Source organism: Thermosynechococcus sp. JY1331 (genome assembly GCF_031583475.1).
Lineage (GTDB): Bacteria > Cyanobacteriota > Cyanobacteriia > Thermosynechococcales > Thermosynechococcaceae > Thermosynechococcus.
Window position 1 is genome coordinate 15,741 of sequence record NZ_CP134180.1, and the last position, 21,993, is coordinate 37,733.

Genomic DNA, 21,993 nt, shown 5'->3' on the forward strand with positions numbered 1-21,993 from the left:
GGAGCAGGCAGTAGCGAGCGGTTGAGACTGTGCAGGAATCTTTTGACTAATTTTAACTAAAACCTCATTGATTGTAGCCTTTCTAACAGAAATCGCCCACAGCAAAGGGATAAATTTTTCGGGAATTCAGGGCTAGCGATCGCTCGCGTCAACAACCGCTAACAAATTCTAATTTGCTATTCTCAGATAAAATTTCTATCCCTGCTGAGGGAAATTTCTTGCTTCTAGCCTAGCTAATTTATCACCGTTCCGCCGTACCCGTTACGTTTGATCACGAACGATCACGAAACGCCCGAATCGTGGCTTGCAGTGCCTGAGTGCCCCTGACATCACTGCTGTAATAAAACCGCAGGGGAATTACCTGCCCATTCTGTAACTCCAAGGCCAAACGAGCTGATACTCTGCCCTTCTTACCACGGGAGAGCTGTACGACGACATCCTTGAGGTCATGCCAAGGGAAGGTTTTCTTTTCTGTCCTGAGAAGACTGCTATATTGCAGCGATACCACGCCTGCACTTTTATCAAAAACCAGCACCAGCACCTTGGCTCCGATCAAGATTAGGGGTAAGCCTAGACCCCAGCCAACAGCTAAGATCAAAAATCCCCACCAGTGGTTGTCTTCCACTAATGTTAAAGGGGGATGTTGCGGCTGCTGCAAAAAGCGACGGATGCGTTCGGCAACGGCTTCCCGATTCTGGCGATCGCGGGTAAATTCACCAAAGGCAATAGAACCCGCGGCGGTTTGTAGGTGCACCTGATAGACACGGTAGCGTCGTCCGCGACTAGAGCGCCACTGCTCGATAATGCCCACCCCTTGGAGCCGATTCAGGGGAATTTGGGTGATCTGTACCCCCGTTGCCCCAGAGCGCACCCAGCGACAGCGACTATCAATAACGCGAACCTCATGGCGGCACACCAGCTCATAGCGGGCTGCAAACCAAATCGGCACAGCGGCACCAACACAGAATATCAGACCTGCCAGCCACACCCCCCAAGGGCGACTGCGCAAAATCAGCCGCTGCTGAGACTTCTCGATAATTTCCATGCCCCTATTCTAGGGGGTCGGATTATTGGCATGGGTCTCTTGGAAGATCACCTGACGCCGCAGCACCTCTTCAATCGTCACATCAGGTTCAGGCACCCCCTTGAAGGCAGTCCCCACCTCTAGGCGAATAAACTGAATGCCTGCCAAGCGATAGCCTTCGGGCGTAAGGGGGACATACCCGACCTTGGGAACGACCGTCGGTGCCTGCTGGATGTAATACTCGACAAACTGTCGCAGCAGGGGCTTATCTTGGGCATATTTGGCATTGACATAGAGGAAGAGGGGGCGCGAGAGGGGCTGATAGGTACTGTTTTGCACCGTCTCCACTGAAGGTAGAATGGCGCCTCGGTCATCATTGACGGGCACAGCCCGCAGCCGATTCTGGTTGGCCATGTAGTAAGCATAGGGAAGGTAACCAAGGGCATTCACATCCCCAGCAATACCCGCTACGATTTCGTTATCGTCTTCGCTGGCTTTGTAGTCGGTGCGAGAGCCGCGCTGATTGCCAAGAATCGCCTCGTTGAAATAATCAAAGGTGCCTGAATCTTGACCCGGTCCCCACAGGACAATCGGTGCATCTGGAAAGTCAGGTCGTAATTGGTTCCAGCGCGTGAGCTTTTTCTGCGCTGCTTTTTCCCAAAGTTTTTTCAGCTCAGCCACAGAAATCTCTTTTAACCAAGTGTTTTGGGGGTGAACGACAATGGAGAGCGCGTCAAAGGCAATGGGCAATTCAATAAAGGGGACACCATTGGCAATGCACTCATTCATTTCAGTAATGAGGATCGGGCGAGAGGCGTCACTAATATCCGTTTTGCCGCTACAAAAGGCGCGAAAGCCAGCAGATGTCCCTGAAAAAGCAACGGCAATATCGGCCTCTTGACCATTGGGCGTGGTCTTAAACCCTTCGGCGATCGCCCTGGAAATGGGATAAACCGTGCTCGATCCATCCACCCGAATCACCTTGAGCATTGGGTCATTAGATGCCGCCTCCATTGTGCAGCCCACAAGGATGATGGCCAAAAGGGGTAAGACGCCACGTCTCAATTGCTGAAACTTCATAACTCAAGCCTCACTCTAAAAATGACGGATATTGCATCAATTAGAAAATTGGTGAATTCAACTATTTCCCCACTAAAACAAAATCACTAAAAACGATGAATAACTTGCCAAAACTATTTATAAATAAAACTTCAAAGATGAGTTATTAATATAAATCCTTCTAAAGTTAGTAACTTGAATTCAAAGAATTGAGACTTAAAAAGTCTTATCTTAAGGCATTTCGTTAGCCCTTCTCCCTAGAGAAAGTATTGTTGAGAAAACCCTAGCGATAATCTTAGGCTGCCTTTGGTCTCAGGAACCTAGAGATTAAGAAAATTTTTATAAATTGCTTCCTTAAAAGTATTCCCCACTACACCCAGCGGAAAACTAAACTTAGACTGCCCTACCCAAGCTTTGGTTCAGATCGACAGAGACTGCACAATAATAAAAAAACTTAATTAGCAGATAGAGTCATTCTTAACCTAACCTTTACATCGTTCCCGTATTATCGCCCTAGCTTGTCTTTGAGTTGCGATAGATTTGTCGTTGCTATTGAGCAAGCTGTCATACAGCCCTTGTTCTAAAAACTATGGAGCACATGAACGGGGATGAGATCCTCGTGCCTGCTGTCAGCGCACAATCGTTCTAAACTGTTTTGAGCAGTCTCAATCCTCACGAGAGGGGCTGTAACTACTGATGCATCAATGCATTCGTTCATTGTCCTGACTTGCGATCGCGCTTATGATCTTCAAACTCAGAAAATCTCGAATTCTCATGATCCTCTCCGCTATTATTACCGCTGGCATCGTTGTTGCTTGCGGTCCTCAAGGAGGGGGTGGCCCAAATCAAGCGGGCGAGCCGATAAATATTAATGGTGCCGGCGCCAGTTTTCCTGCCCCCCTTTACCAAAACTGGTTCAAAACCTACGCCCAGCAGGTTGATCCCAACGTCCAAATCAGTTATCAATCCGTTGGCAGTGGTGCTGGTTTGGAGCAGTATATTAACGGCACAGTGGATTTTGCTGGTTCCGATGCACCGATAGCCGGCGATCGCCTGAAGTCCTTTCAGGAAAGATACAAGGCTGACCCTATCCAAGTTCCCATGGCCGGCGGTGCCGTTGTCTTTGCCTATAACCTGCCCGGTGTGGATGAACTGAAATTACCGCGGGCAGTCTATTGCGACATCGTTATGGGCAAAATTACCCGCTGGAATGATCCCAAGCTGGTTGCTGCCAATGAGGGTAAAACGCTTCCCGATAAACCAATTACCTTTGCCCACCGCTCTGACGGCAGTGGCACCACATTTATTTTCACAAACCACATCAACACCGTGTGTCCTGGCTGGCCGGCAGGGGTTGGCACCTCCGTCAATTGGCCTGTGGGTGTTGGTGGCCAAGGCAATGAAGGCGTGGCTGCCCAAATTCAGCAAAACGAAGGCACCATTGGCTACGTCGAGTATGCCTATGCCAAACTCAACAACTTGCCCCGCGCCCTACTGGAAAACAAGGCAGGTAACTTCGTCTATCCTTCCCCGGAAGCTGCCTCCAAAGCCTTTGAGGGCGCTGACGTTCCCGAAGATTTTGCATTGCTAGTGCCGGATCCCGAAAATCCCGAAGCCTTTCCCATCGCTGGCTTGACATGGATCTTGGTGTACCCTGAGTACCAAGATGGCAGAAAATGGCAAGCCCTTAAAAATGTGCTGCTTTGGGCGCTGGGCAATGAGGGCAAAAGCATTGCCGAACAACTGGACTATGTTCCCATGCCTGACGACATCGTCGCGCGAGTCAAGGCAACCCTCGATAAGGTGAAAGTCACAGGCTAAATCATGCAACCGCAGGGGGAGTGTTTCCCCCTCGCAATCCCCTAGGATGAAAAGAGCCAGTTATGGCAATTGAGGGAACTGATCAATATTACCCGTGAAACCCTATGGCTGTTACCAGCACTCCCCCTGAATCACCGGATTTGGCTGCGATTGAGGCACGGAAAAACCTCCGCTACTACCTCGATCAATCCTTCTACTATCTGACAATGGTCTTTGCCTTGGCGGTGGCTGTTGCCCTGCTTTGGATTGTGATTCAAATTGGCCTTGCGGCTATACCTGCAATTACACGATTTGGTCTGCGCTTTCTGGCTAGCACCACATGGGATCCGGTGCAAAATATCTACGGCATCCTACCCCAAATCTACGGTACCCTTGTTAGTGCCCTCATTGCCCTACTGGTGGCAGTTCCCCTAGGACTGGGTATTGCCGTCTTTCTCAGTGAGGACTTTCTACCTACGTACATTCGTACCCCAATTGCCTTTGCGATTGAGCTATTAGCTGCCATTCCTAGTGTGGTCATTGGCCTGTGGGGTATCTTTGTGCTGATTCCCTTTTTGCGGCCATTTTACAATTTCCTGCACGAGTACCTCGGCTGGATTCCTCTCTTTGGTACCAGTCCTCGCGGTAACAGCATCCTCACCTTAGGTCTAGTGCTGGCGTTCATGATTTTGCCCCTGATCACCTCCATTTCACGGGAAACGCTGGTTTCTTTGCCTCCTTACTTACGCCAAGGAGCAATGGCTCTAGGCGCCACCCGCTGGGAGACGATTTTGCGGGTGCTCATTCCTGCTGGCTTCTCTGGAATTGTGGGTTCGATTATGTTGGCTCTCGGTCGGGCGATGGGGGAAACGATGGCCGCAGCTATGCTCGTGGGTAATACCAACCGCATCAGCCTCTCAATCCTTGAGCCGGGTTCGACGATCGCGTCATTGATTGCCTCCCAGTTTGGGGAAGCAGGGCGAGAGCAAGTGGCTGCACTGCTGTATGCCGGTTTAGTGCTCATGATCCTGACACTGCTGGTCAATATCTTGGCAGAAATCATTATTAAGAAGTTTCAAAACGTTGAGCGATAGGTTGCACCATGACAGAGATCAGTAACCGCCTTTCTACCGCAGAGATTCAACTAGGCAGGGTCTGGACTTCGGCACGAAACCTCTTTGGTCTGTTGATGACAAGTGTGACGGGACTGTTTGCTGTCATTGCGGTGATTCCCTTGGCAGCCATTGTCATCAATGTGGCGTCCCAAGGACTGCCTCGGATTAACTTAGATCTGTTTACAAAACTGCCACCGCCGCCGGGTTTGAGTGGGGGGGGCTTGGGAAATGCGATCGTTGGTACGTTAATCGTGCTCGCTGTTGCCATGGCGATTAGTGTTCCCATTGGCGTTTTGGGAGCCGTCTGGCTGTCCGAATTTGGGCGGGGGAGCAAAATCGCCTATTGGGTGCGGTTTTCGGCAAACGTTCTCAGTGGGGTGCCCGCTATTATTGCGGGTTTGTTTTCCTATACGATTGTGGTCATGACGATGGGCACCTTTAGTGCCTTTGCCGGTGGGGTGGCTCTGGCAGTTGTCATGCTGCCCATTGTGATGCGAACCACAGAGGAAGGCTTGGTGCTGGTACCTGAGGAGGTTCGTCTGGCAGCATTGGGATTGGGTGCCACTCGTTTTGAGACGGTAACGCGAGTTGTTCTCCCTGCGGCGTTGCCTTCTATTGCTACTGCGGTAACTCTAGCGGTGGCGCGGGCAGGGGGTGAAGCGGCACCTCTCCTCTTTACGGCTCTGAATAATAATTTCTGGTCAACGGATTTGTTTCGCCCCATTTCCACGCTTTCGGTACAGGTTTATTTCTTTGCCATCATTCCCTACAAACCCCAGCAGGAACTGGCATGGGCAGGCGCGTTGGTGTTGCTGAGCATCATTTTGATCGTCAGTATTGGCTCCCGCTTACTCACTCGTAAGAAACGCTACTAAAGACTTAAAAGGTAACTGTTCTATGACAACTTACCCTAAACCTACTCCTAAAGTGGTTTTCCAAGTGCAGAACGCCTCGATTTTTTATGGCTCATTTCGGGCAGTACGGGATGTGACGATGGACATCTATGCCAATGAAGTAACGGCTCTCATTGGCCCATCGGGTTGTGGCAAGAGCACGCTGCTACGCTGTTTTAACCGCATGAATGATCTGGTGCCGGGTGCTCGGGTAGAGGGCAAGATTACCTACCACGGCAAGGATCTGTACGCCAAGGAGGTGGATCCCGTGGAGGTGCGGCGGCGTATTGGCATGGTGTTCCAAAAGCCTAATCCCTTTCCCAAGTCAATTTATGACAATGTGGCCTTTGGAGCGCGGGTCAATAAGTATAAGGGGGATTTGGGTGAGCTAGTGGAAACTGCCCTACGGCAGGCGGCTCTTTGGGATGAGGTGAAGGACAAGCTCAAAGAAAGTGGTCTGTCGCTCTCTGGCGGACAACAGCAACGGCTATGTATTGCGCGGGCGATCGCCACCAAGCCCGAGGTCATCCTCATGGATGAACCCTGTTCTGCCCTTGACCCCATTTCTACCCTCAAGGTGGAAGAACTGATCCATGAATTGAAGCAGAACTACACGATTGTGATCGTGACTCACAATATGCAACAGGCAGCACGGGTCAGCGATCGCACAGCCTTCTTTAATGCCGAGGCCACAGAGCGGGGTAACCGGGTGGGCTACCTCGTTGAGTATGATTACACCAGCGTCGTCTTCAATAACCCCAAAGAGCAAGCCACGATGGATTATGTCAGTGGCCGTTTCGGCTAAGGTCTAAAGCGGCGGCTGCTGTTGGTGCCAAGGGGTCGCCTGTTCATAGGCATAGGCCACGTGAAATAGGGTCTCTTCCCCTAGGACGTTGCCAATCAATTGCAGACCAATGGGCAGCCCTTCCTGATCAAAGCCACAGGGGAGGCTCAAGCCTGGTAGCCCGGCAAGGTTGACGGGAATGGTCATCAGATCTGACAGGTACATACTCAGGGGGTCGGCGGTTTTCTCCCCAGCTTTGAAGGCAGTGGTGGGAGCTGTGGGGCAGACCAAAACATCCGCCTGTGCAAAGGCTTGGGCAAAGTCTTCTTTGATCAGGGTGCGTACCTTTTGTGCCCGTAGGTAGTAAGCATCATAGTAGCCAGCGGAAAGGGCGTAGGTGCCAATCATGATCCGTCGCTTCACCTCAGCCCCAAAGCCTTGGGCGCGGGTTTTCATGTACATTTCAAGGAGATCGCTGGCTCCTTCAGCGCGAAAACCAAAGTTCACGCCATCATAGCGGGCTAGGTTTGCCGAGGCTTCCGAAGGGGCAATAATGTAGTAGGTGGGCAGGCCGTAGGCAAAGCGGGGACAGGAGAGTTCAACAATCGTGGCCCCCAATTCCTCTAGGGTTTTTAGGGCAGCCTCAAGGGCAGATTTCACTTCTGGTTGGATGCCTTCACTCACTGTTTCTTGAATAACGCCAATGCGCATTCCCTTGAGATCGGGTTTGAGGGCTTGGGTGTAGTCGGGAATCGACACGCTGAGACTGGTGGCATCCTTGGGATCATGCCCCGCGATCGCTCCCAAAAGAATCGCAGCATCGGTAACCGTCGGTGCCAAAGGCCCAATTTGATCCAATGACGACGCATAGGCAACAAGGCCATAGCGCGACACCAAACCATAGGTCGGTTTGAGGCCGACCACCCCACAAAAGGCGGCGGGTTGACGAATGGAACCGCCCGTATCGGAACCAAGGGCAGCAGCACATTCCCCGGCAGCAACGGCGGCAGCAGACCCCCCAGAAGACCCCCCAGAGACCCGCTCTGGATGCCAAGGATTGGCGGTGAAACCAAAGGCAGAATTTTCGGTGGAGCTGCCCATGGCAAACTCATCCAGATTGGTTTTGCCCACCATAATCGCGCCAGCGGCCTGCAATTTTTGGGTCACGGTGGATTCGTAGGGGGGGACAAAGTGCTCCAGCATCTTAGAAGCACAGGTGGTGCGCACCCCGTAGGTGCAAAGGTTATCCTTGATAGCCAAGGGAATCCCTGTGAGCACACCAATCTCTTCACCGGCAGCAATGCGCTCATCCACGGCGGCCGCTTGGGCAAGGGCGCGATCGCCCGTCACGGTTAAGAAGCTATGGAGCGTTGGCTCCACTTGGGCAATGCGATCTAAGTAAGCTTGGGTAATTTCAGTGGCGGAGCGTTCTTTGCGAACGAGTTGACGGTGTAGCTCCTGAATCACTGACATAAATGCAGATTCCCTAGTGACAATGCAACACTGGCGATCGCGGGCATGGCCGCAAACAGGCCAATCTTAAGTTTAGCAATGTGGCTGATCATTTATTGCTCCAGATGCAGCGCTTTGGCACAGGGCTGTCTCTGAATCAATCAGCGATATATTAGGAATCAAGAAGCCCTGACGACGGTGCTCATGCCCTTGGGGAGTATTCGATGGAACCGCTCGACCCCGTGGATCGGGAAGCCTTTACCAACCCGACATTGCAGCGATTGTTGTTCTTTGTCTATTTGCTGCCCATTTTTGGCATGATTCCAGCACTGTGGCAGTTGAGTCGCCGGGGGAGCGATCGCCAGACCCGACAAGTGAGCCGCCTCGCTGTTCTCATTGGTCTCATTTGGCTGTTGGGCTATGGCCTGCTGAATGGGGCGGTCAGCGTGAGTGAAGCCCAGTCTCTGCATCATGGCCTATTACTCTTTCTCAACAGTCTCTGGGGATCCGCCTATTTTCTGGTGAACTTGGGGCTGATGGTACAGTTGTGGCAGGGGCGATCGCTGAAATTGCCCTTCCTACAACGTCTGATGAAATACCTGCCATGACCCCCAAGCGCTGGTTTTGGCCCCTATTGGGATTCAGCGCCATTCTGGTGCTCATCCTCTGGTTGATATCGGCACTCACGTGGCTCTATGTGCAGGTGGCCTTTACTGCCCCCTTTTTGGCCAATCTCTTGGTGCTGATTTTCATTGGTCTATTGGGGGGGCTGCTCTATACCTTCTTTCGTTACCTGTACTTACTTGAGCGCAAGGGCAAGCCCGCCACCGCTACGCCCCAAGCCCCCCTCGATAAAACGGAGGCCGCCGCTGAAAACCTCAAAGCCCTACGGCAGCAACTGAGTCAAATTGAAGATGAGGTGGCACGGCAAGCACTGTTGGCACGGGCACGGGAGCTGGCGGAGGATTTTTACCGCCAAGAATTGCGCATTGTGGTCTTTGGCACCGGTTCGGCGGGTAAAACCTCTCTTGTCAATGCCCTCATAGGGGAGATGGTGGGGGAAGTGGCACCAACAATGGGCACGACGGCGGTGGGGCAAACCTATCGTTTTTGGCTACCTAATACAGAGCGGGAAATTCTGATTACCGATACCCCCGGCATTTTGGAGGCGGGTGTGGCTGGAACCTACCGCGAGCAATTAGCCCGCCAACTGGCCGCCGAAGCAGACTTACTCCTTTTTGTGCTCGATGATGACCTGCGCCAGTCGGAATATACCCCCTTGGTCAACTTGGTGGAAATGGGCAAGCGATCGCTCTTGGTGCTCAATAAAATTGACTTGCGCTCCGAGGCCGATCAACTGGCTCTTTTGCGCCATCTACGGCAGCGGGTCAAGGGGTTGATTCCACCCCAAGATGTGGTGGGTATTGCCGCCCGTCCCCAACCGATTCGCCTCGACACAGGAGAGTGGTTAGAACCCGAACCCCATATTTGGCCATTGATTCGGCGGCTGAGTGCCATTCTCCGCGAGGAAGGGGATGACCTCGTGGCAGATAATATCCTCTTGCAGTCTCAACGCCTAGGGGAGCAGGCTCGCAAAATCATTGATCAGCAACGGCGCCGCCAAGCCGATAAGGTAGTGGAGCGCTACCAGTGGATCAGTGCGGGTGTGGTCTGTGTCACGCCGATTCCCGGCGTAGATCTACTGGCTGCCGCCGCCGTGAATGCGCAAATGGTGATGGAAATTGGCAAGGTCTATGGCTGTGACCTGAATCGCGATCGCGCCCGCGAGCTAGCTCTTTCCCTAGGCAAAACCCTGGCCAGCTTGGGCATTGTTAAGGGAGCCATGAATCTCGTCGGTACGGCCTTGCAATTGAGCATGGGGGGGCTGGTGGTGGGCAAAGCCGTCCAAGGAATTACAGCCGCCTATCTCACTCGGATTGCGGGCAAAAGTTTTATGGAATATTTTCGCCACAACCAAGACTGGGGCGATGGTGGCATCAGTGAAGTAGTTCAACAGCAATTTGAACTCAATCGCCGCGATGAATTTATTCGCTCCTTTGTGCAGCAGGCGATCGCCCGCTTACCGTCGCACCTTGGCACCATGATGCCTGAAGCAATGAAAACACCCTTATCCCATGAGGAAGAGCTGCCTTAAGGTATTCTTAGGATTCCCCCAAGGGTCTTAGCAAAAACCGCTACTATGTTCAGTAACTATTTTATGTTACCGATTTCGGATGAGTCTCTCGACCCGCAGTCCCGATCTTGAGGTGGAACAACTGCCGCAGTTATTGCAGGCAGCTCGGTCTCGTTATTTGGCCGGGGAGCGATCGCCCGCTGTGACGAAGCCCCTCTCTCAAGCCCTGCGAGCCATCCTCGAGCGCAACATTGATACCCATCTGAGTCAACGCGGCGGCTATCTCCAACGCCTAGTGGAAGCCTATTTTCGCCTCTTTCCTCGCTGCCTAGAAAACTTGAGCCGCGATCAACTCCAACAGCAGGCAGTGCAAAAAACGGTGCAGCGGTTACTGCAAATTCCCGCCACCGTCATTCAAGATGAGTACGATCGCCTCAATCGTGGCCAGTACAATCAACCCCTAAAGCAACTGGTGCTTGCCTTTAGTCGCCCAGCCCTAGCCAACCGTAATCCCTCTCCCGAATTGACAGAGGCCGAGTGTTTCCTTGCCTTCTTTATCCAGTGCCTACGTCAAGAACTCGGCGCAACGGTTCTCCTATCCCCCCAGTTTCGCCAAGAGTACCGCGATCTCCTGCGCACGGTCTGTCTGGGGAGTTCTGATCCCGAGCAATGCCAAAGTAACCTCACGGGCTGGCTCTGGGAAGCAATGAAATCCTTTGACCCCCTCAAGCCCTTTGGTGCCACTGGTCATGGTCGTCCCACCTTTGAAGCATGGGTGCGCACGGTCATCAGCAATAAACTGGCGGATGAAAAACGCAAACTCCTCAAGCGCGAGGCCGATGAACTGCTCTTCTATGACAACCGCGCCCTGCAAGTCTTTCAAGATCGTTATCAAGCAGCACCCCCTGAGGTACAACGGGAGATTGATCCCAAAGCCTGCGCTCAGTTGATTACGATTGTCCAAACGGAAATTACCGATCCCCGTATCCGTGCTTCGACGGCTCGCTTGCGCCAGCACATTGCCCAACTCTTGGGCTGGACGATCGAGTACACCCGCGACATTCATCAACAGGTACGGCGTATTCTTGGACGTTATGTGCAGTCCACTCGCTCTCTGAACATTTGCTCCACCGACAGCAACCAAGAATGGATTGACAACTATCCCGATACCCGCACCCTACCCACCAGCAATGGCCAAGGGGTGGAGTCCATGGTGGAGTTTCTCAATGATCCGCAGACGCCGACATGGGTCAGGGATTGGTGTGAGCGTCGCCGTACCCAAGCGGAAATTGCCCGTGAACTCTTTGTCAGCCAGCCCACGATTTCTCGCTGCCTCGGTCGTGAATATCGCCTGTGGCTCTACCGTAAATTCTTTCAAGATCCCCAGATTCCGCAATGGATGAGGCGATGGTATGAAACCCAATCAATCCCCAGCCCCCATCAACGACGGCAAACCCGCCGTGAAATTCACCCTGACTATGCCCGTGGCCTCTGCACCGCAAAACAAATTGATGAGCAAATAGAGGCCAAACTTGCGCAGTGGTGTGAGCATAACGATATTTACTACCTTCCCTAGGCAGCCTCGCTTTTTCGTACTTGGTTTGGATGACGACGGCTATGACTTCCTTTTTGGCACCGACTGTTCCCATTCGTTCCCTGATATTGGATGCCGCCCATGGGGTGCTGCAGGGATGTCGTCCCAGTCGGCAACGGCAGGTTCTGCCCTATTTGGTTGCCCTCTACTCGTTCATAGACTGGTGGGAAAATGAGGGTGTTCCCAGTAAGCAGGATGATCTGGACGATCTGCCCGATGATCTGACCTTGAGTACCACTTGGTGTGAGCGGCCAGAGGTTCTTGACCTTGTGGACATTGCGGATCTCAACTTGGAAGGGGTGCAGTTATCTATCTATCCTGTCGAGGCGGGAGAGTCTCTGCGGATTCATTGCCCGACATTTTTGGGGGTGATCAACGCCGATTTGGCGGTTGCTGTTGGTTTGGATCGCGATCGCCGTCAGGCACAGATGCTGGGTTTTTGCGATCGCCAGACCCTTCTTGACTACTGGCAACACCATCCAGCGGATGCCCAAGGCTATGGCACCTTTCCCCTAGAGTACCTGCAACCCATCTTCTACTTGCCTGAGCAAATTAGCTTCCTCAACCCGCTGCCCCGAAGCACACCGCTGGCCACCAAGGGCAATACCTACGGTCAACCCCTCGAAACTCTACCGCAGCTCACCCAGCACACGGCTGTTGCTGAACCTGAAGGGTTACCCCTCGACAATGAAACCGCAATCCAACGCCTTTTACAAGCTCTCCAAGGCTACACTGAAACCTCGGAAATTTCCCTCTCCCAAGATTAAGATTGGGCTTCTGGGGGCGATGTGTTTTCGGGTGAGTGCTCGCGGTAGTAGGCCTGTGCTCCCTCTTTGGTATGAATCTGACCGGGTTGAGGACGGCGATGGGTTTGCAGGCCTTGCAGCACTTCTGATAAGGTCAAGCCTTCCGGCAGGGGCGATCGCACTTCCCGCACCTTGTGCCACACCGAGCGCGACATCATTAAACTGCGGCGAACCGGTTCCGCCCAGCTTTCAAGGTAGGCTTCTCGCTCCCCTTGGTAATCCGTCGAAGACAGCAGTAGAGGTACGGGCGGATAGGCCTGCACCAAGCGAGCAATGTGGGTCAGTACCCCTGGATACAGATTTGTATAGGCAGGATGTACTGTTAAGTCTAGCCAGTGGGGCGTGTGTCCATCTTGGCTGGTATGGAGTGTATAGGAGGCGATCGCCACCTTCCGCTGTGGTTCAAACACATAAGCACGATGCACTTGTACCTGTTGCGACCAACTGGCCAAACCGTGGTGTAGCCAATCCAAAAGACTCGTTTGAAAGTCCCGATAGTGGCGATTAAAGACTTGGCGCACCAGTGCCGGCATCGACATCGTATCCAACTCATGCAGCAACCGTGCATCAGCATTCGTGACCTTCAGCAAATTAGGCAAGCAAGGCGTGCCCTGTGCCAGTTCTGCCAACTGATCCGCTGAAATTTGCCAGTAGGTGAGATGCGCCAAGGGTTGAAAGCCATTTTGGCGGTAGAGGTCTAGTGCTTCACGGTGGTCAATATTGATTTCAACCATCCAAGTACGGGCTTCCACAAGGGTACTAAAACAGTGGCGCAGGAGTTGTGTCCCCACCTCCGTAAACTCTTGGGCGGCCAATTGCTGCACCTGCCATGTGGTGCGACTTTCATTAAAGGGAGCCACCTGCACAACGCCTAACACTTGGTTGTCCCGCTCCGCGACATAAATCCGCAGCTTGCTCATCCCCGTTAGCCACTGCAATAGATGCAGCGGTGAGGTCATCAGGCCACCCGCCAAGGACGGCAGACCAAAGGGTTGATCATGTACCCCTTCATGGCACAGCCGCTGTTCCACCACCTCCACATCCCGATAGGCCAAGGGACGGATAATCAAATCACCAGTGGAGGGCAAGTCGGAAACCATCAGCCGGCACCAATCACTACTTCCATCTTAAGGACTCCGTCACCAAAATAAAGGGGCGCTGCCCCACGACAACCGCCCCAACAACATAAATTGTGCAAAATCGCCTTAGTAAAGTTCTTCCTCTTGGTTAGTGAGGATTTTGCAATCAGAGCGGGGATAGGCGACACAGGTGAGCACAAAGCCCTTTTCAATTTGATCATCATCCAAGAAGGACTGATCCGACTGATCCACTTCCCCTTCCAGCAGCTTGCCGGCACAGGTCGAGCAAGCACCAGCACGGCAGGAGAAGGGCAGGTCTAGGCCTTGCTCCTCAGCCACATCCAGAATGTACTCATCTTCAGGCACATCAATGGTTGTTTCGCTTCCATCAGGACGCACAAGCGTTACTTTGTAGGTTGCCATGAATCTTGTCCTCTCATGTATGGAAAAGGCAGGGAGCCATCACGCTCCAATTTAGATACTAGGGGAAAACCTCAGCCTTGATGGTTGGATTCAAGTCCCTCTTTGTATCGTTTTCGTAATTTGAGGCTCCCAAGGTATCTGAAATACTTATAGACATTGAACCCTATGGAGAAAATTAAGCAAACTCGATGACTGGCTCTATTCTCCAACTCGATGGCGCGGGGGCACAACCAACTCCCCTGTCCGATACCGATTCACCATGGCCGTTAGGGCTTGCTCCATCTCACGGCTAAAGCGTTGGGGATTCCACAGGGGGGCATAGCGTTTAGCTTGGCGCAGTTTCCAGCTGACCTGCTGCCGCAGCGCTGGCTCCGTCCCGAAACGAATTCCCCAATTCACATACTCCTCATCATTGAAGGCAATCCCCTCCTCAACGCCAACATTTTTCAGGAAAGTATAGGTATGGCGTGCCACAAACTGCTGGCCTACCTTTGTAACAATTGGCACCTCCAACCAGAGGGCTTCAAGACTCATTGCTCCCCCAGCATAGGGATAGGTATCCAGCACCACATCCACATCATAGAGATTGGCACGGTGGATCTCTGGCAGATTTGATGTCAAGAAATAGAGTTTGCTTAAATCAAATCCCGCAGCTTCCGCCACACTGCGGCACCACTCCTCAAAAATCGAGCTACTAGCGTGGTACTTGACAATGAGTACAGCATTTGGCACCGCTTCAACAATGGCAAATAGCAGCTTGAGCATTTCGGGTTGAATTTTACTGGCTCGCTGGGCACACAGAAAGATCACCGTATCGGCACTCAGCCCCAATTGATCGCGAATCCCAGTTTTGTTGGCCACTTCATAGCCATCAAGGGAGAGATAACAATCCGGCAGGCGCCACAGGGTTTCTGTGTACCATGCCTGCGCTCCCTCGGGAAGAATATACGGGTCAACAATAAAGTAATCTACTGTTGGCAAGCCAATGGCATCAAAGCCCACCCATGTCGCTTGTACAGGTGCTGGCTTGAGGGTGAGAACTTGATAGGTAAGGTCACTGGTGCAGCTATCTAAGTCAATGAGAAGATCAATTTTATCGTCATAAATCTGCTGAGCAATCTCATTGACTTTTGTGTCACAACTGCGAAAGTAATCGAAACTAGCTTGAAACCAGCGAGAAAGTTGGTCTTCCTTACTGGTACGAAACCATGGATTATAGCCATAAAATTCAAACTGCTGGCGATCGTACAACCGAATAAAGGCACGAACCTGATGACCCGCAGGATGCTCGTGAAAACAAGTGCCAATAAATCCAACTTTAATTTTCTCAGTAGATGAACTCTCTATAGAAGAATGTAAAGATCGTTGATGATTAGCATAGTAATTATTGACGGGTAGAAAGTACTGAGCATTTTCATAAAAGACTTTATTACGCCTGTTATAGATTGGTTTAATTTTAGAAGGTTCATCAAATTGATGTGTCAGATGAAAGTAAGAAGAGATAGCATAAAAGATGCTGCCAAAGTCAATTTGTTGACTGCTGATATTCTCTGCAAGAAATTGATTACAGCGATCAGCGTTCTCAAGCCATCTCTTCCACAGATTTGCAACTTCTTCAGAATAATTGAGATCATACTTAAACGTTTGTAGCACGTGCAGTTTAGAAGTGGGGCTGACATCCTCCCCCAAAAGTGTCAGTGGATAATCAAAGAGCTTATTTGCACAATAAAGTGCCAACTCATGTAACTTGCTCTTAGCACAAATACGAGAAAGAAACTCGTACAATCCCCATTTTTCCTCAGCAATTTTTAGATAAACCTCAGCTAGGGAAGGAGCTAGGTTAGCAGGATGATTATTGAGCATTTCAAACACTGCCTTCTCAAGCGCAGGTTGCAGTGATGGATATTGGCCTAGCGCTTTGATAAACTCAGGCAACCCCTCTAGCTCACTGTTGTCACCCAATAAGTGCTGCACTGTATTAACAACATCATCAGGGTTAATTTCCTCTAAGCCTTTATTTGGTGGCAATAAATCAGTGAGTTGATGTAACAAGTGAGTAATTTCTTCTGTGCCGAATCTTAATTCAAGTGAGAGGTTAATTAATTTCAACCCTATCTTGAGGTTAGGGGTAAATTCGTAGGCGTAGCTTGTGAGAGCAAATTGCAATTCTAAGGTGTTGCGAGGTAAATTTGCAAGTTCCAATAGGATCGGTGCCCATGTTGCGGTAATTTCTGCTTGCTCTTCTTCAGTAAAGTCACTGAGATACACTGACCACAGCAGCTGTGCCTCTGTCTCCTTGCCCTGAAAAATGTACGTGGCGCCTTGATAGGCAACCCAGTAGTGCTCTGCAGGAAACTGCTCGCTCAATGTCTCGCAGGCAGCGAGTACATCCTCATATCGTCCCTGTTCAAGATAATAGCGAAGTCGCTGCTGCCAGTTGCCCAGCATTACCACAGACTCTGTCAACACCTGTTCTAGAAATGCTTCCCATTCGCGGGCACGAACTGACCATGTGCAGTGGCGATTGATGTAGTCCACTTGAGCACGGAGATGGGCATCGAGGGCGGCATGGGCTGGAGGGTCTTTAAACCTTTGAATCACCTGATCAAGCACGCAGCCATAGGCAGCTAGATAGTCCTCGTGGGGAAGAGGGATGAGGTCAGCAAAGCCCGCTGTTGTTTCAGGGAGTGCCCCCAGTTCACTAGTAATGACGTAGCAACCACTGGCCATAGCCTCCATTGCGGCAATGCAGGAGGTTTCAGCAAAGGTATTCGTATAGGCCCAAATGGCAGTGGATTTGAGGGCTTGAGCTAGTTCTGGTTGGGGGAGTGAGCCAATATAATTGACATTGGCCAAGTCATGGCAGCGTTGGTAAAGGTTCCCATACCGCTGCTGATCCTCAGCCTCGCTGGCTTGATAGACCTTCATGCTGGAATAAACATTGAGGCGTACTGCGGGATGGCTCGCCTGCAGCGAAGGCATGAGATCAAGAAGTAGATTCAAACCGCGAAAGGGGGTACTCGTATAGGCCAGCGTCAAGGGTTGCGCCTTTGCCTTAAGGATAGATTCTGTAGGATCAAAAAGGTTTTCAAAACAAGGGGCAATGGCATTACGCAGGACAGCGGTTTTCTCAACAGGAATCTTGAATACTTCAATATATTGCTCTTGCTGCCATTGACTAATTAAGATAATTCGTTGATAAACCTCCTGATGTTCAGGGGATTGCAAAGATTCAACGTCAGGTTGACCGGCAGCGTGTTGTGTCCATAGTAATAGGGGAGTCTGGGGTGGCAACACTAAACGAAGCTGGTCAGCCGCAGCGGTACTATTCAAAATAATGGCCACATCAGGTTGCAGTTGCTCAAGGAATGGCAGCGTCAGCCAAGCTAGGGGCAGATGGGGAACCTGCCGAATACATTCAATATGCCGCGTGTTATTGAAGAGCCAGACCTCGTGCCCTCGCTGTTGCAATTGCTCCGCCAGATAACACAACGCCGACTGTGATCCCCCTAAGGGAGCTTCATAGGGTGTGTTGAGTGTGTACTGCCAACCAATCCGATCAATAAAGAGAATGCGCATAGGAGCAGAGGGTAACTGACCAGACTAATTTTCTCTTAAGGTAATAGTTTTTGGTAAAAAAAGCCAAGAATACCTCGTTTTAGCTCTAATTTGGTTTGACTGAGTAAAGCCAACTTTGACTTAAAACTTAACTTAAGACTAATATAGCTATTCCAATCAAGAATGAGACATTATCCAGCACAATACTCGCGAATCATCTCATCCATAGAACAGTTTGACCCCGTATACATCCGCGCTTGCTTCAGCGCACTAAAGTCATGCTCAATCACATTCAAAATAAAATCTAGATACAAATAAAAGGCCAAGAATACAGAATTCTTGGCACTTCAGGTTTGATCAGTAAAACTCTGCAAAAAACTTAGGCAGTCCTACTGCATTGACCTAAGAGCAGTTAGGAGCATTATTATTGGCGCCTGTCACAATTGTAGAGGTCGTGATACCGTCGGCCACCGTCACACAACCTGTGACCCCTGTCCCTTGGTTGTCAATAGAGGTTGTTTTGGCGATAGCATGTGCCCCAGCACTAGTCGTAATTCCAGGCTCCTGGTATCCATCAGGGACGGAGACACCCAACTTCAGGGTTGTGACATCAGGTGCAAAATTTGTGTTTTCCAAACGATAGGCCTGTTGGGCACGGTTGATGGCACCGATCGTGTTCTTGGCGCTAGAGAGACGAGCTTTAGCCGCCTGGTTGAGCATGGAGGGCAGGGCAATGGCGGCCAAGATACCGATGATGATCACCACCACCAGCAGCTCAATGAGGGTGAAGCCTTCGTTGGCTTTTTTCTTGGCCAGCAGGTGCTGGAGGAATTTTGCTTTCAGTTCGGTTTTCATATTTTTGAGACTCCTTAAGTCAAGACATATTCGCCTCTAGGCATAACATACCCACCCCCTGCGGCAAAATTAACACCCCTGCTAAAAAGTTTCCGATTTTTTCCTCGCTACTACTGGAGTGCCCTCGGTAGGCGTCATTCCCAATCTGCTAAATTTGCGGTAGCTGGCTCGCGTGGTATCTTCGCCTCATGTGCAGTAGGCTAGTCTATAGTTATCAAGCCTGATCAGTCTCTTTATGAATAACCGTGGCAATGGCTTTGGCTGGGGATTTCTTGCAGGTGCCCTTTTTGGGGGCATTGCGGGTTCCCTTGTCACGCTTTTAGTCAAGGACAGACTGCGGCAAGCAGCTACGGGTGAATCTAGGCGACTGCGGGGGGATAAAGCCACTCCTCTCAACGGCAGTGATGACAACTTAATGGAGTCGATGCGCCTAGAGCTAGAGGCCAAAATTGCCCAAATTAATGAAGCGGTGGATGACCTGCAAAACCGCCTCAGCAACGAGGATCAGCCTTGAGCGGTAGGTAGAGTACGGCCGCTAAAACAAATAAAAGACTTGAGACGTAGGGATATTGCCTCAAGCCCAATCAAGAATTCGACGAAGATTTCACAAAATGGGGGACTAGTAGGCTAGACCCATGCTGCGGGTGGTTTCGGCACCCAAATAGACGCGAATACTCAAAAAGTCCGTCGGACAGGCCGTTTCGCAGCGTTTGCAGCCAACGCAATCTTCTGTGCGAGGGGAGGAGGCAATTTGACCCGCTTTGCAACCATCCCAAGGCACCATTTCCAGCACATCGGTGGGGCAGGCCCGCACACACTGGGTGCAGCCAATGCAGGTATCGTAGATTTTGACAGTGTGAGCCATGTGGTAACCGCTCCTAAAACGATCAGGATGACAGGTGGATGCCCTGCCGCCAACTCAGGAAGCCCCTAAGCTACGACAATAAGGGCAGTCTGGAGATAAATACCGAGATTTAGGATACCGCAGTGGTTGGTTGCGCGGCGGGGTGGATGAGCAAACTTCAAAGAATGTAACTTTTTTGTAAAGTCTGGTAAATTTACCTACTGTGGGGTCAATCTTAGTCATTTAATCCGTGGCGCTTGCTTGGGTTGCGGAACTTGAAAGGGTTCTAGGGATTCCAAGTACAGTGTAGTCGGATGCGTTGTGTGTGGTGGTCAATGTCTTGGAAGTGGTTGCCCCTTGCTGTGTGTAGTGCAGGCCTACTGCTGGTGCCTGTGCCTTCACCTCATTCCTTGGCTCAAACTTCCCCGCGCACAGATGCGATCGCTCCGTGGGAGATCATGAACTATGCCCGCGTGGTTCTGGAAATTGAACCCATTCGTCAAAAATACTATCGTCAAGCTCAGGTGGCTTTCCAAGGTCAAGTGCCCCGCAACTCTTGCTTTGGCATGAATCCCCAAAATATCCCCAGTGGCTTGGAGACCATCTGTGCTAACTATGTGCGTGAGGCAATGCAGGTGCTGAGGAAATATAATATGTCTTTAGAGCAATTCAATGCGATTACACTGCGAGCACAGCAGGACAGCGCCTTGAGTCAGCGTATTCAGGCCGAGATGGTGCGATTGCAGCGACCTTGAACCCATGAAACCCACTCAACCAACTCTAAGTATTATTACTGCGACCTATAATGCTGAGGAACACCTGCCACGGTTGATTGCGTCGTTGATTGCTCAAACCGATCCAGACTTTGAGTGGGTCGTTGCCGATGGCGGCTCTACAGATCGCACTTTAGAGCTAATAGAAGCAGCAACAGCTAAACTCAAGGCAGTCGTTGTCGACTCGCGACCCGACTTTGGGATCTATGATGCCCTCAACCGTGCTATTCGCCTAGCCTCAGGAGACTATTATCTGGTGATGGGTGCAGATGACGAGCTCTTTCCTGAGGCAGTTGCCCAATACAAGATCGCTTGCGAGGAAACAGGGGCGGATTTTGTTACTGCTAATTATTACATAGGAGAGCGTGACATAGCGTCTGTTTGGCAGCCAGCATGGGAATGGCGGAGGGGAATGCATGCTCACGTAACTGGTCATGCTGTTGGCTTGGCAATTCGACGCACACTACATCAAAGGGTTGGTCAATACTCCCGCCATTTTCCTCTCCTAGCGGATCAGCTTTTTGTTATGCAAGCAATTCGTGCAGGCGCAAGGGTTGCTAGGAGAGATTTTATTGCTGGGCGTTTCCATCCCCATGGAACCAGTGGTAGCGATCTTTTGGGATTGATTGTTGAGCTGTATCGGGTTCAAGTTCGTTTAGGACACTCCGTCCTTGTCCAAACCTTGCTACTCTTTTATCGGATTATCAGATGTTGGCCCCGCATTCAACAACAGAGATCAAAATTTCTGTTGTAATTCCTTTGTATAACAAAGCTAGGCATATTGCTCATACGCTGAGGAGCGTTTTGCAGCAAACCAGCCCAGCAGCTGAGATTCTTGTGGTTGATGATGGGTCAACTGATGCTGGAGCTGAAATTGTTCGCGGCTTTTTGGATCAGGGTGTGCGTTTGATTCAACAGCCAAATCAAGGGGTGAGCGCCGCCCGTAATCGCGGATTACAGGAAGCCAGTTATCCCTACGTCGCATTTTTGGATGCTGATGATGAGTGGTTGCCCGAGCACTTGAGTACTCTTCAAACATTAATCACGGAGTTTCCGCAAGCCGCTTTGTGGAGTACATTTTGTTTAATTCGGCAACATGGGAACTACTATTTGCCACCAAGCGGGTTGCCATATGGCTGGCGAGGCATGGTGGAGCGGTTCTTTGAAGCCCATGCCCAAGGACTAAGCATTGTTAATTCCTCAACTGCTTGTGTTTGCAAGGAGGCGCTACTTTCTGTTGGGGGCTTCCCTGTGGGTGTCAAACTAAATGAGGACTACATCGCTTGGTGGCACTTGGGGTACCAATACCCTGTGGCTCATGCAGCAATAGTTACTGTTATCTATAACCAAGATGCAGAGAATCGCTGCAGTAAACTTCCTCAAGCTGCACTCCCTGCTTCATTACCCTTTTTAGTAGAGTTGTTACACTCTCAGCAAACTCCTTACCACCACCGCCGAGGGATTAAGGCCTGTTTTCGCCGAATTGCCATAGCCACATTGATAAACACCAAAATTAATGCAGAGACATTGGATACGAAAACTCTTCTTCGCCTCGCATGGCGCAGTGGGTGCTATGAGTTGCTCCTAATCCTTGTTGTCCTTTATTTGTGCCCCAGAAGTTTCCTTGGGTTCCTTAAGCATAGACGCCATCGACAACAGCGACAGCAGGCTAAGGATCTGTTAGGCTGAGATAGCATTAAATAAATAAGCAACCCAGCTTTAACAAAACCGATAAATAAAGGCACGGCAGAACAAGAACAAAATGGTGTTACTGCTCCTAAACTTGCTGCTAAAATATGC

At 51.0% G+C, this 21,993-nt stretch carries 20 protein-coding genes and 2 pseudogenes; 12 read left to right on the forward strand and 10 right to left on the reverse strand.

What is annotated here, in order from left to right; genetic code table 11:
• Positions 1-271: 271 nt before the first annotated feature.
• Together RHJ31_RS00080 and RHJ31_RS00085 are read right to left on the reverse strand one after the other, a co-directional pair.
• Positions 272-1,045, reverse strand: a complete 774-nt coding sequence (locus tag RHJ31_RS00080; RefSeq protein ID WP_302676905.1) for a PH domain-containing protein — start codon at positions 1,043-1,045, stop codon at positions 272-274.
• 9 nt (positions 1,046-1,054) lie between these two features.
• Entirely contained in the window at positions 1,055-2,104 is a 1,050-nt protein-coding gene (locus RHJ31_RS00085) for a PstS family phosphate ABC transporter substrate-binding protein (RefSeq protein ID WP_310445710.1), read from the reverse strand.
• 753 nt (positions 2,105-2,857) lie between these two features.
• Between RHJ31_RS00085 and pstS the strand changes: the two genes are divergently transcribed.
• The 4 genes from pstS (at position 2,858) to pstB (ending at position 6,696) form a co-directional block, all read left to right on the forward strand.
• The gene (gene pstS, locus RHJ31_RS00090) at positions 2,858-3,904 is read left to right on the forward strand and encodes a phosphate ABC transporter substrate-binding protein PstS (protein WP_302676907.1); all 1,047 of its coding nucleotides are present in this window, start codon (positions 2,858-2,860) and stop codon (positions 3,902-3,904) included.
• Positions 3,905-4,008: 104 nt separating this feature from the next.
• Entirely contained in the window at positions 4,009-4,977 is a 969-nt protein-coding gene (gene pstC, locus RHJ31_RS00095) for a phosphate ABC transporter permease subunit PstC (RefSeq protein WP_206200544.1), read from the forward strand.
• Between the two features lie 8 nt (positions 4,978-4,985).
• Positions 4,986-5,873, forward strand: a complete 888-nt coding sequence (gene pstA, locus RHJ31_RS00100; protein WP_302676908.1) for a phosphate ABC transporter permease PstA — start codon at positions 4,986-4,988, stop codon at positions 5,871-5,873.
• Between the two features lie 22 nt (positions 5,874-5,895).
• Positions 5,896-6,696, forward strand: coding sequence for a phosphate ABC transporter ATP-binding protein PstB (gene pstB, locus RHJ31_RS00105; RefSeq protein ID WP_302676909.1), 801 nt, complete (start codon positions 5,896-5,898; stop codon positions 6,694-6,696).
• Positions 6,697-6,699: 3 nt separating this feature from the next.
• On the opposite strand, the gene gatA is transcribed toward pstB, so the two are convergent.
• Positions 6,700-8,148, reverse strand: a complete 1,449-nt coding sequence (gene gatA / locus RHJ31_RS00110; RefSeq protein ID WP_302676910.1) for an Asp-tRNA(Asn)/Glu-tRNA(Gln) amidotransferase subunit GatA — start codon at positions 8,146-8,148, stop codon at positions 6,700-6,702.
• A 203-nt stretch (positions 8,149-8,351) separates the two neighbouring features.
• Between gatA and RHJ31_RS00115 the strand changes: the two genes are divergently transcribed.
• The 4 genes from RHJ31_RS00115 (at position 8,352) to RHJ31_RS00130 (ending at position 12,622) form a co-directional block, all read left to right on the forward strand.
• A complete protein-coding gene (locus RHJ31_RS00115) occupies positions 8,352-8,735 on the forward strand; it encodes a hypothetical protein (protein WP_302676911.1) in 384 nt (127 codons plus the stop codon).
• Positions 8,732-10,282, forward strand: a complete 1,551-nt coding sequence (locus RHJ31_RS00120) for a DUF697 domain-containing protein (RefSeq protein WP_302676912.1) — start codon at positions 8,732-8,734, stop codon at positions 10,280-10,282. Before RHJ31_RS00115 ends, RHJ31_RS00120 begins: the two co-directional genes overlap by 4 nt.
• A gap of 79 nt (positions 10,283-10,361) precedes the next feature.
• Positions 10,362-11,837, forward strand: coding sequence for a hypothetical protein (locus RHJ31_RS00125; protein ID WP_302676913.1), 1,476 nt, complete (start codon positions 10,362-10,364; stop codon positions 11,835-11,837).
• A gap of 29 nt (positions 11,838-11,866) precedes the next feature.
• Entirely contained in the window at positions 11,867-12,622 is a 756-nt protein-coding gene (locus RHJ31_RS00130) for a hypothetical protein (protein WP_310445826.1), read from the forward strand.
• On the opposite strand, the gene RHJ31_RS00135 is transcribed toward RHJ31_RS00130, so the two are convergent.
• The 5 genes and pseudogenes from RHJ31_RS00135 to RHJ31_RS00155 form a co-directional block, all read right to left on the reverse strand.
• On the reverse strand, positions 12,619-13,761 hold the full coding sequence (locus RHJ31_RS00135; RefSeq protein WP_206200552.1) for a GNAT family N-acetyltransferase: 1,143 nt from the start codon (positions 13,759-13,761) through the stop codon (positions 12,619-12,621). The genes RHJ31_RS00130 and RHJ31_RS00135 overlap by 4 nt on opposite strands.
• Before the next feature lie 105 nt (positions 13,762-13,866).
• Positions 13,867-14,163, reverse strand: coding sequence for a ferredoxin PetF1 (petF1, locus tag RHJ31_RS00140; RefSeq protein WP_011056851.1), 297 nt, complete (start codon positions 14,161-14,163; stop codon positions 13,867-13,869).
• Positions 14,164-14,361: 198 nt separating this feature from the next.
• Positions 14,362-17,742 (reverse strand): glycosyltransferase, encoded by a 3,381-nt coding sequence (locus RHJ31_RS00145; RefSeq protein ID WP_302676915.1) that lies wholly within the window; start codon positions 17,740-17,742, stop codon positions 14,362-14,364.
• 170 nt (positions 17,743-17,912) lie between these two features.
• Positions 17,913-18,017: pseudogene (locus tag RHJ31_RS00150) on the reverse strand (IS630 family transposase); the annotation flags it as partial.
• Positions 18,018-18,123: 106 nt separating this feature from the next.
• A complete protein-coding gene (locus tag RHJ31_RS00155) occupies positions 18,124-18,576 on the reverse strand; it encodes a type IV pilin-like G/H family protein (RefSeq protein ID WP_302676916.1) in 453 nt (150 codons plus the stop codon).
• Between the two features lie 235 nt (positions 18,577-18,811).
• On the opposite strand from RHJ31_RS00155, the gene RHJ31_RS00160 reads away from it, so the two are divergent.
• Complete coding sequence (locus RHJ31_RS00160; RefSeq protein WP_149817044.1) at positions 18,812-19,090, forward strand: hypothetical protein; 279 nt, start codon at positions 18,812-18,814, stop codon at positions 19,088-19,090.
• Positions 19,091-19,195: 105 nt separating this feature from the next.
• On the opposite strand, the gene psaC is transcribed toward RHJ31_RS00160, so the two are convergent.
• A complete protein-coding gene (gene psaC / locus RHJ31_RS00165) occupies positions 19,196-19,441 on the reverse strand; it encodes a photosystem I iron-sulfur center protein PsaC (protein WP_011056855.1) in 246 nt (81 codons plus the stop codon).
• 314 nt (positions 19,442-19,755) lie between these two features.
• On the opposite strand from psaC, the gene RHJ31_RS00170 reads away from it, so the two are divergent.
• From RHJ31_RS00170 to RHJ31_RS00180, 3 genes are read left to right on the forward strand one after another with little or no spacing between them, the layout of a single operon-like run.
• Positions 19,756-20,175, forward strand: a complete 420-nt coding sequence (locus RHJ31_RS00170; RefSeq protein WP_206200556.1) for a DUF4168 domain-containing protein — start codon at positions 19,756-19,758, stop codon at positions 20,173-20,175.
• A 4-nt stretch (positions 20,176-20,179) separates the two neighbouring features.
• Positions 20,180-20,947: a glycosyltransferase gene (locus tag RHJ31_RS00175; protein ID WP_302676917.1), complete on the forward strand. Its 768-nt coding sequence runs from the start codon at positions 20,180-20,182 to the stop codon at positions 20,945-20,947.
• Positions 20,902-21,882 carry a glycosyltransferase family A protein gene (locus tag RHJ31_RS00180; protein WP_302676918.1) on the forward strand — a complete coding sequence of 327 codons (981 nt, stop codon included), beginning with the start codon at positions 20,902-20,904 and terminating at the stop codon, positions 21,880-21,882. The genes RHJ31_RS00175 and RHJ31_RS00180 overlap by 46 nt, the downstream gene beginning before the upstream one ends.
• A gap of 20 nt (positions 21,883-21,902) precedes the next feature.
• Here RHJ31_RS00180 and RHJ31_RS13115 read toward each other — a convergent pair.
• A pseudogene (locus RHJ31_RS13115) lies at positions 21,903-21,992 on the reverse strand (permease); the annotation flags it as partial.
• Position 21,993 lies beyond the last annotated feature (1 nt).